The organism is Limimaricola litoreus, from assembly GCF_024159025.1.
Lineage (GTDB): Bacteria > Pseudomonadota > Alphaproteobacteria > Rhodobacterales > Rhodobacteraceae > Limimaricola > Limimaricola litoreus.
Genome location: NZ_JAMYXC010000009.1, coordinates 1 through 8,623 on the forward strand (window position 1 = coordinate 1; position 8,623 = coordinate 8,623).

10 protein-coding genes are annotated in these 8,623 nt (G+C 70.8%); 7 read left to right on the forward strand and 3 right to left on the reverse strand.

The window, feature by feature from the left end:
- The 5 genes from NHG85_RS00300 to NHG85_RS00320 form a co-directional block, all read left to right on the forward strand.
- Positions 1–1,101 (forward strand): aminotransferase class I/II-fold pyridoxal phosphate-dependent enzyme (locus NHG85_RS00300; RefSeq protein WP_253328684.1); only part of this gene is annotated, 1,101 nt, incomplete at its 5' end.
- Entirely contained in the window at positions 1,098–1,727 is a 630-nt protein-coding gene (gene bioD, locus NHG85_RS00305; RefSeq protein WP_253328686.1) for a dethiobiotin synthase, read from the forward strand. The genes NHG85_RS00300 and bioD, both read left to right, overlap by 4 nt.
- A complete protein-coding gene (gene bioA, locus NHG85_RS00310) occupies positions 1,724–3,007 on the forward strand; it encodes an adenosylmethionine--8-amino-7-oxononanoate transaminase (RefSeq protein WP_253328688.1) in 1,284 nt (427 codons plus the stop codon). The genes bioD and bioA overlap by 4 nt, the downstream gene beginning before the upstream one ends.
- Positions 3,008–3,011: 4 nt before the next feature.
- Positions 3,012–3,626: a pimeloyl-ACP methyl esterase BioG family protein gene (locus tag NHG85_RS00315; protein WP_253328690.1), complete on the forward strand. Its 615-nt coding sequence runs from the start codon at positions 3,012–3,014 to the stop codon at positions 3,624–3,626.
- The gene (locus NHG85_RS00320) at positions 3,623–4,411 is read left to right on the forward strand and encodes a methyltransferase domain-containing protein (protein WP_253328693.1); all 789 of its coding nucleotides are present in this window, start codon (positions 3,623–3,625) and stop codon (positions 4,409–4,411) included. The genes NHG85_RS00315 and NHG85_RS00320 overlap by 4 nt, the downstream gene beginning before the upstream one ends.
- Here the strand turns inward: NHG85_RS00320 and NHG85_RS00325 are convergent.
- A complete protein-coding gene (locus NHG85_RS00325; protein ID WP_253328695.1) occupies positions 4,396–5,094 on the reverse strand; it encodes a PIG-L deacetylase family protein in 699 nt (232 codons plus the stop codon). The genes NHG85_RS00320 and NHG85_RS00325 overlap by 16 nt on opposite strands.
- Before the next feature lie 265 nt (positions 5,095–5,359).
- Between NHG85_RS00325 and NHG85_RS00330 the strand changes: the two genes are divergently transcribed.
- Entirely contained in the window at positions 5,360–5,506 is a 147-nt protein-coding gene (locus NHG85_RS00330; protein ID WP_253328697.1) for a hypothetical protein, read from the forward strand.
- Between the two features lie 51 nt (positions 5,507–5,557).
- Here NHG85_RS00330 and NHG85_RS00335 read toward each other — a convergent pair whose 3' ends face one another.
- A complete protein-coding gene (locus tag NHG85_RS00335) occupies positions 5,558–6,487 on the reverse strand; it encodes a DUF808 domain-containing protein (RefSeq protein ID WP_253328699.1) in 930 nt (309 codons plus the stop codon).
- Between the two features lie 210 nt (positions 6,488–6,697).
- Positions 6,698–6,841, reverse strand: a complete 144-nt coding sequence (locus tag NHG85_RS00340) for a hypothetical protein (RefSeq protein WP_253328701.1) — start codon at positions 6,839–6,841, stop codon at positions 6,698–6,700.
- A 410-nt stretch (positions 6,842–7,251) separates the two neighbouring features.
- On the opposite strand from NHG85_RS00340, the gene NHG85_RS00345 reads away from it, so the two are divergent.
- Positions 7,252–8,623, forward strand: a 1,372-nt coding sequence (locus NHG85_RS00345; RefSeq protein ID WP_253328703.1) for an efflux RND transporter periplasmic adaptor subunit, incomplete at its 3' end; no start/stop codon positions are given.

Consider the following 8,623-nt stretch of genomic DNA (forward strand, 5'->3'; position numbering starts at 1 on the left):
GACGCGCTTGGCGCGCGCGGCCGCAGGCGGGCGCTGAGCCCCCGCGCGGGGCGGGATTTCTCCTCGAACGACTATCTCGGGCTGGCGGGCTCCGCGCTTCTGCGCGATGCCGCGCGCGAAGCCCTCGACCGGGGCGTGGCGACAGGCTCTGGTGGCTCGCGGTTGTTGCGCGGCAACGATGCCGAGCACGAGGCGCTGGAGCGCGAGGCGGCGGCCTTCTTCGAGGCACCCGCCGCGCTCTACATGGGCGCGGGCTTTCCCGGCAATGTCGCGGTCTTTTCGGCCCTGCCGATGCAGGGCGATCTCGTGCTGTTCGACGAACTCGTGCATGCCAGCGCGCATGACGGGATGCGGCTCGGGCGGGCCGAAACCGTGTCCTTTGCCCATAACGACGCCGATGCCGCGCGCAATGCGCTGAAGGGCTGGCGCGCGAAGGGCAGCACGGGCCGCGCCTGGATCGCCTGCGAAAGCCTCTATTCGATGGAGGGCGACCTTGCGCCGCTGAGCGACCTCGCCGCCGTCGCGGCAGAGGACGGCGCGGTTCTGGTGGTCGACGAGGCCCATGCCACCGGGCTTTACGGCAGCCGGGGGCAGGGCCGGGCGCATGGGCTCGACCCGTCGGTCGATCTGGTCAGCCTGCACACCTGCGGCAAGGCGCTGGGCGGCGCTGGCGGTCTGGTCTGCGCCGATCCGGTGCTGATCGATACGCTGATCAACCGCGCGCGCAACTTCGTCTTTTCCACGGCACCTTCGCCGCTTGATGCGGCTATCACGCGGGCGAGCCTGCGGCACTTGGCGGAGCGGCCCGATCTGCGCGATGCGGCGTGGGGCAACATCCGCCATGCCCATGCCGCCGCGCAGCGCGCGAGCTTCGGCGAGTTCGAGACGCAGATCCTGCCCGTCCTCATCGGCGAGGACGCCGAGGCGCTGGCGCTGGCCTCGGCGCTTCAGGCGCGGGGCCACGACGTGCGGGCGATCCGCCCGCCCACCGTGCCGCGCGGCACGGCGCGGCTGCGCGTCTCGATCACCCCCAATGTCTCCACGGTCGAGATCGACGCGCTTTTCGCCGATCTCGCCGACATCCGAAAGGCTGCCGCATGAAGCCCATCATCGTCACCGGCACCGATACCGGCATCGGCAAGACAATCGTCTCCGCGGGCCTCGCCCAAGCGCTCGGCGCGACCTATTGGAAGCCGGTGCAATCGGGGCTGGAGGAAGAGACCGACAGCGAGATCGTGGCGCGGCTTTCGGGGCGTCCGGTTCTGGCCGAGGCGGTGCGGCTGAAGCTGCCCGCCAGCCCGCATATCTCGGCCGAGGCCGAAGGCGCACGGATCGACCACGCATCGCTGCGCCTGCCCAAAGCCGAAGGCGCGCTGGTGGTCGAGGGGGCGGGCGGGCTGATGGTGCCGCTAGATGACGAGACGACCTTCCTCGATCTCTTCGCCCGCTGGGGCGCGCCGGTGGTGCTCGTGGCGCGGACCGCGCTGGGAACGATCAACCATTCGCTGCTGTCGCTCTCGGCGCTGCGGGCGCGGGGCGTACCGGTGGCGGGGGTGATCTTCTCGGGCGCGGCCGCGCCGCGGGTCGAGCAAACCATCGTCGATATGGGCAGGGTGGCGCATCTGGGGCGGCTGGGCCACCTCGACCCGCTGACGCCCGAGACTTTGCGCACAGGCTTCGAAGACATCGACATGGCCGCGATCCGCGCCACGATGGAGGCCGCATGACCGACGCCGAGTTCGACCGAGACCATCTCTGGCACCCCTACACAAACGTCATGGCGCCGGGGCCGACCTATCTGGTCGAACGCGCCGAGGGCGCGTGGATCACGCTTCAGGACGGGACGGAGATGATCGACGCGATGTCGTCCTGGTGGTGCACGATCCACGGCCATCGCCACCCGGCGATCACCGCCGCCATGCATGCCCAGATCGACACCCTGCCGCATGTCATGTTCGGCGGGCTCACGCATCGGCCCGCGGTCGAGCTTGGCCGCCGCCTCGTGGCGATGACGCCCGAGGGGCTCGACCACGTGTTCTACTGCGACAGCGGCTCGGTCGCGGTCGAGGTGGCGATGAAGATGGCGGTGCAGCACCAGATCGCCGCCGGCAACCCCGGCCGCACCCGCTTTGCCACGCCGCGCGGTGGCTATCACGGCGACACGTGGAAGGCGATGAGCGTCTGCGACCCGGTCAACGGGATGCACCATGTCTTCGGGGGCGCGGTCAATGTCCAGTATTTCGCGCCCCGTCCGCCGGTGCCGATGGGCGAGCCCTGGCCCGAGGACGACGAGGCCAATGGCATCGCCGCGCTGTCTCGGCTTTTGCACGAGCACGGCGACCAGATCGCGGGCCTGATCCTCGAGCCCATGGTGCAGGGGGCGGGTGGCATGCGCTTTTATCACCCCGAATACCTGCGCCGGGCGCGGGCCTTGTGCGACGAGATGGGCATCCTGTTGATCTTCGACGAGATCGCCACCGGCTTTGGCCGCACCGGCGAGATGTTCGCCGCCGATCTCGCGGGCGTCACCCCTGACATCATGTGTCTGGGCAAGGCGCTGACCGGCGGGCATCTGTCCTTCGCCGCCGTCATGGCCTCGGGGCATGTCGCGCGCACCATCGGCGGCGGCGAGCCGGGGCTGTTCATGCACGGGCCGACCTTCATGGGCAACCCGCTGGCCTGCGCCGCCGCCTGTGCCAGCCTTGATCTTCTGGCCGATGGCACCTGGCGCGAGCGGGTGGGCGCGATGTCGAAGCGGTTGGAGGCGGCGCTGGCGCCCGCGCGCGAGATGTCCGGCGTTCGGGATGTGCGCGTGCTGGGCGCGATCGCGGTGATCGAGATGGACCATGTGGTCAGCGCCGACGCGGCGCACCCCGTCTCGCGCGAGACGGGGGTCTGGCTGCGGCCCTTCGGGCACAACATCTATGCCATGCCGCCCTTCATCCTCACGCCCGGGGAAATCGACCGGGTCTGCGCCGCGATGCTGCGCCTCGCGCGCGAGCTCTAGGATCATGCGGTCGCGCTGGCTGTCCGGGCCGGGCGGGGCCACGGAACTCGTGGTGGTGTTCGGCGGCTGGGCGGCGGGGGCCGCGCCATTGGCGCATCTTGGCGGGCGGCGCGACGTTCTCTTCGTCTGGGACTGGCGCGCTCTCGATGCCGAGCTGCCGCAGCTGTCGCAGTATCGCAGCCGATACCTCGTTGCCTGGTCCTTCGGTGTCGCCGCCTATGCGCATTGGCAAGAGGGGCGCGCGCATCGGTTCGACCGTCGCGTGGCGATCTGCGGCAGCCCGGTGCCTGTCGATCGCCGCCTCGGCATTCCGCCTGCCGCCTTCGCGCGGACCCGCGACCGGCTGAGCCGCGACGTGCTCGACGCTTTTCTCGACCGGGCCGGGGTGCCGCGGCTCGATGCCCCCGATATCACGGCCCTGCGCGCGGAACTCGACGCCGTGGCCGCGCGCGGGGCGGCGCCGCCCTGCGGCTGGGATGCCGCGGTGATCGCGACGCGCGACCACGTCTTTCCCGCCGCGAACCTGCACCGCGTCTTTGCGCAGGTGCCCACGCGCGAGGTCGATGCGCCACATGCGCCGTTCGGCCTGTGGCGCGATTGGGACGAGGTGCTGAATTGAGCCCGCCCCACGAACGCGTGGCCCGCGCCTTTCGGCGCGGCCTGCCGAGCTATCACGGCGCGGCGCGGGTGCAGGCAAAGAGCGCGCAGCGCCTGGCCGGAATGCTGGCGGCGGATGGGGCCGGGCCAAGGATCGGGCGCGCGCTGGAGTTCGGCTGCGGCACCGGCCTGCTGACCCGGGCGCTGCACCGGCGCTTTGCCTTCGATGCCTTCGAGACCAACGATCTGCTGGACGAAGCGCGCGACCATCTGCCCGAGGCTCTGCGGCCCGCGTTTCGCCCCGGCCCGATCGAGCGGCTGCCGCTGAGGGGGGGCTACGATCTTATCGCCTCGGGCGCGACGATCCAGTGGATCGCCGATCCGGCGGCGCTTCTGGCGCGCATGTCGCGTCACCTCGCGCCGGGGGGGCGGCTGCTGATCGGCGGTTTCGGGCGGGGGCATTTCGCGGAGCTGGCGGCGCTGGCATCCCCCGCGCCGCTTTTCTACGCCGATCCCGACGACTGGCCCGCTCTGCTGCCCCCGGGGCTTGTGCCGCGCGCGGCGGAGCGGCGGCACGAGGTGCTGGGTTTCGACGATCTGCCGCAGCTTTTGCGCCATTTGCGGGCCACCGGGGTCACCGGCAATGCGCGCGCGGGCTGGGGCCGCGCCGCGATGCGCGCGGTTGAGCAGCGCTGGCGGGCGGAGCATGGCCTCGCCGATGGCCGGCTGGGGCTGAGCTATGTTTCGGTGCATCTCGTCATCGGCGCCATGCCGGGGGTGCAGGCCCAAGCCTACCTGGGCAGGTAGAGCTCCGGGTGCTGCAGGAAATGCTCCAGCGCCGAGGCCTGCGCGCCGCCCGACGCGGCCATCTCTTCACGCCGCCCGAAGTGCCGGCCCATCGCACGCCGCTTGGCCGCGACCGAGACAGGCGGCGCGATCAGAAGCTGCAGCCCATGCGGCACCTTCGCCTCGGGGGCAAATCGCGCTTCGGCGAGGTAGCACAGCGCCGGTTGATCCTCGGGCATCGCCGCGCGGCCCAGCGCATGGCCGCGCGCGAGATCGGCCTGCGGCTCACCGTGCCATGGCAGCAGCACCACAGCATCGGGGGCGATGAGCGGCTGCAACCGCCGCGCCAGCATGTCGAACTGCCGACCCCGCGCGGGCAGCGCATCCGCGGGCGCGCCGATCCAGTGCAGCGCCGCATCGGGCGCAAGGCAGGCCAGCGCGTCCGCCGTCTCCTCCCGGCGCGCCGGTACTGTTTCCTCCTCCTGGGTCAGGCAGATGACATCGACCCGCGCGCCGCCGCGCGCCGCCGCATGGATCAGCGCGCCGCAACACAGCGTCTCGTCGCCCGCGCGGGCGGTGACGACGGCAAGCCGCGGTGCCCCTCCCATGACCCGTGCGACCGTGGTCGAGAGCGCCTCATTGGTGGCGCGCAGGAACGCGCCGTCGGTCAGGGGCGCGGGGGCCTCGCGCCGCCGGAAGATCATGCGCGGCGCTCGCGTCGCCGGAGGGGGCGCGCCGTCGTTCCGTCGTTTCCCGCTGGCGGTGTCGCGCCCATCTTTCTGTCCGTCCTGCCCATGGCGCCACAACCGCAGCCCTGCGCCGGGGTTCCGGGCTTCGTGTCGCGCCTCGGCCCTGCCCGAACTCTTCGCGTTGTTGCCGTGCCGTGCCGCGATAGGGGGTCGGCCTCTATCGGGTGATCCGGTTTCAGTCTCAAGGCAGGTAATCGGGCGGCTGCGCGACCGGGGCGACATGGCGATCGTGCCGGTCGAGCAGTATTTCGATTTCGCCTACGAGCTGGCGGACAGCTGCGTGGTGATGCGGCGCGGTCGGGTAACGCTGACCGGCGCGCGCGATGCCGTCGGCCGCGACGAGCTGGTGCGCGGCGTGTCGCTCTGAGGCCCCGCGCGGACTATGGCCGGGCGGGCGGCATCGCCCGGCCATGCCCGTTCAATGGGCGCGCGATTTCAGCGGCAGCAGCGAGATGATGGCAACGAGAATGACGCCCACGGCGAGCCCGATCACACCCATGATCGTGGCCCCCGTCAGCCAGCCCAGCGCCTCCTGCAGGAGCGGCACATGGGTGACGACGTAATGGGTCGCACCCTCCACCACGTGTTCGGGGCGGGAGATGTGGTAGTTCTCCAACCCGTGCACGAGGATGCCGCCGCTGACCCACAGCATCGCCGCCGTGCCGACGATGGAGAGCAGCTTGAGCACATAGGGCATGCCCTTGACCAGCCCGCGCCCGAACCCGGCAAGCAGCCCGTCCGGCCCCCGCGCGGCCAGCGCCGCGCCGAAATCATCGGCCTTCACGATGATCGCCACCGCGCCGTAGACGAGAAAGGTGATGAACACGCCCACCACGCCGAGCACCGCGGCCTGGGTGACGAAGGGCAGGTCGGCCACGCTCGACAGGGTCAGCGCCATGATCTCGGCCGAGAGGATGAAATCGGTCCGGATCGCGCCCTTGACCGTGCTTTCCTCATTGAGAACGGCCTTCTTCTTGGCCTCGTGGCCGTGCCCCAGCACCACTTCGACGATCTTCTCCGCGCCCTCATAGGCAAGGTAGAGCCCGCCCAGCATCAACAGCGGCGTGATGGCCCATGGCGCGAGAAAGCTCAGCGCCAGGGCTGCCGGCAGCAGGATCAGCAGCTTGTTGCGCAGCGAGCCGATGCCGATCTTGCGGATGATCGGCAGCTCGCGGTCGGCCATGAACCCCAGCACGTATTTCGGCGTGACGGCGGCATCGTCGATGATGATCCCCATGGATTTGGAGCCGGCCTTCATGGTGGCCGCAGCCACGTCATCGAGCGATGCCGCGGCGGTTCTGGCGATCAGGGCGACGTCGTCGAGAAGTGCGAATAATCCGGAACTCATGATCCTGCCGATGTTGGGATGGTTTGATGCGATTTGCTATGGCTTACCGCGGTCCAACCCCCCATGGACAGAATGGGTCGCATCGAGGGGGAATTTTTCCGGCAGTGGGCGCTCTTGCACCTCGCCGGGCCACTGCCACGAAGGCAGGAGGACGCTTCGGTCATCGGCTGTGATCGAAACGGCCGTCAACGACCTGTGGCGCGCCGCGGGTCAGTCCGCCGGGGCGGTCTGTGCTTCGGGAGCGGGCAGGGCCGCGCGCAGCTCATCCTCACCCACACTGAGCGCCACCGTGGCGGCCGCGAAATCCGGCGGCATCGCCTTGCCGAGAGCTTCGCGCAGATCCTCCTGCGTCACGCCGAGCCCTTGGACGGCAGCGATGTCTCGTCAAACCTTGCGCGCCGCGCTGCGATCGACATCGTGCTGCGCCCAGAATCGGCCGGACCCCGCTCCCTAGATCGCGCCGCGGGGGAGGCGGCGACCGGTCGTGTGTTGCCTATTTCGAAGGCGGTTTAGGGCCCCGTGCCGCGCGCAACCACGATGGAGTTGTCGCAAGGGCTGTCACCGATACAGGGCTGATACATTTCGCGACAAACTCGGCCTGCGGCGCGCTGGGGTATCGCGCGAGTTTCTGCATAGAAAGGGAAAAAGGCGGCCTTTCGGGCCCGCCGTACCCATCGCCTCACGAGCCCGGCGCACCGGCGGCGCAGTCCCCCCCGGGGGCGACCACCCGCGCCCGGGCCGCCCGGCAAACATGAAGAGAAGACATGGCACGCATTGTGAAGATCCTTCTGCTGTCGACCGCGCTGGTGTCGACGGCAGGCTTTGCCACATGGCAGGGCGCGCGGGTGAGCGCCGCGCTGACCGAGGAGACGGAGACCGCGGTCTCGCGCCGGGGGGGCGGATCCGGGGGTAGGCCGGGGCGCGGCACGCGCGAGGCTGCGGCACAAGGCGAGGTGGTGGACATCGCGACGGCCCAGGCCACGACGATGCAGCCCGTCTCCATCGCCTACGGACGCATCACCGCGCCGCGCAGCGCGCAGGTGGCAGCGGCGGTCTCGGGCGAGGTGGCCTTCGTCAAGGAGGGGCTGCGCGACGGGGCGCTGGTCGAGGCGGGCGACGTGCTGTTCAAGATCGACGATGCGGAGGCCGCCAGCACCCTGCGCGAGGCCGAGATCTCCCAGCGCGCGGCCGAAGCCGCGCTTGAGAATGACCGCCGCAGGGTCAACGAGCTCTCCGAGGAGCTGGTCCTGCTCGAAGAGCAGCTCGAGATCGCCCAGGCCGAGCTGGAACGCACGCGCCCGCTGGTGGATCGTGGCCTGTCCGGCGTCGCGGCGCTCGACGCCGCGCGCTCCTCCGAGCTTTCGGCGCGGCAGGGGCTCGTGGCGCAGAAGGCCTCGATCAGCGCGGCGGAAAACGAGGTGGCGCAGGGCGAGATCGCGGTCGAGCAGGCGGTTCTGGCGGTGGAGCGCGCCGAGCGCGCCCTTGCCGATCACGAGGTGGTCGCGCCGATCGACGGGGAATTCTCGGGCAGTGCGCCGCTTGCGGGGCAGAGCGTCACGACGGCGGCGATCGGCGAGATCGTGGACCTCACCCAACTGGAGGCGCGGCTCGAACTGTCGCAGGCGGCGCTGTCGCGGATCACCGGGGCGGATGGCCGGGCCATACCGCTGGAGGTCGAACTCCGCCGCCCGAGTGGCGATGTCCGCGCGCTGGCCCGTATCGACAGGCTCGCGCTCGATACCTCGACCGACGACAGCGAAAGCTCCGTCGCGATCGCCACCCTGCTCGCCGAGCAGGGCGCGCGGCTGCGCCCTGGCGATTTCGTGGAGGCGCGCATTCTGGAGGAGGCGCTCGACGGGGTCGTGGCGCTGCCGGTCTCGGCGGTGAGCCCCGAAGGGCGCGTGGTCTTCGTCGAGGCGGGCCAAGCCGTGTTCGAGACGGTGGAGGTGATCCGCGCGAGCGGCGACGAGGTCTTTGTCGAGGGGGGCATCGCGGGGCGCAGCTACGTGGTGACGCCCGGGGCGGAGCTGACCGACGGTCAGGCCGTCATGGCGCAGACCGAAGGAGCCGCCGAGGGCGAGGACAGCCCGGCGGGCCAGAACGGCGAGCGGCCGCGCGCCGGGCGCGACGGGGCCC

Coding starts and splice junctions, on each gene's coding strand:
- bioD (WP_253328686.1), top strand. CDS start 1,098: ATGAAGCCCATCATCGTCACCGGCACCGATACCGGCATCGGCAAGACA.
- bioA (WP_253328688.1), top strand. CDS start 1,724: ATGACCGACGCCGAGTTCGACCGAGACCATCTCTGGCACCCCTACACA.
- NHG85_RS00315 (WP_253328690.1), top strand. CDS start 3,012: ATGCGGTCGCGCTGGCTGTCCGGGCCGGGCGGGGCCACGGAACTCGTG.
- NHG85_RS00325 (WP_253328695.1), bottom strand. CDS start 5,094: ATGATCTTCCGGCGGCGCGAGGCCCCCGCGCCCCTGACCGACGGCGCG.
- NHG85_RS00330 (WP_253328697.1), top strand. CDS start 5,360: ATGGCGATCGTGCCGGTCGAGCAGTATTTCGATTTCGCCTACGAGCTG.
- NHG85_RS00335 (WP_253328699.1), bottom strand. CDS start 6,487: ATGAGTTCCGGATTATTCGCACTTCTCGACGACGTCGCCCTGATCGCC.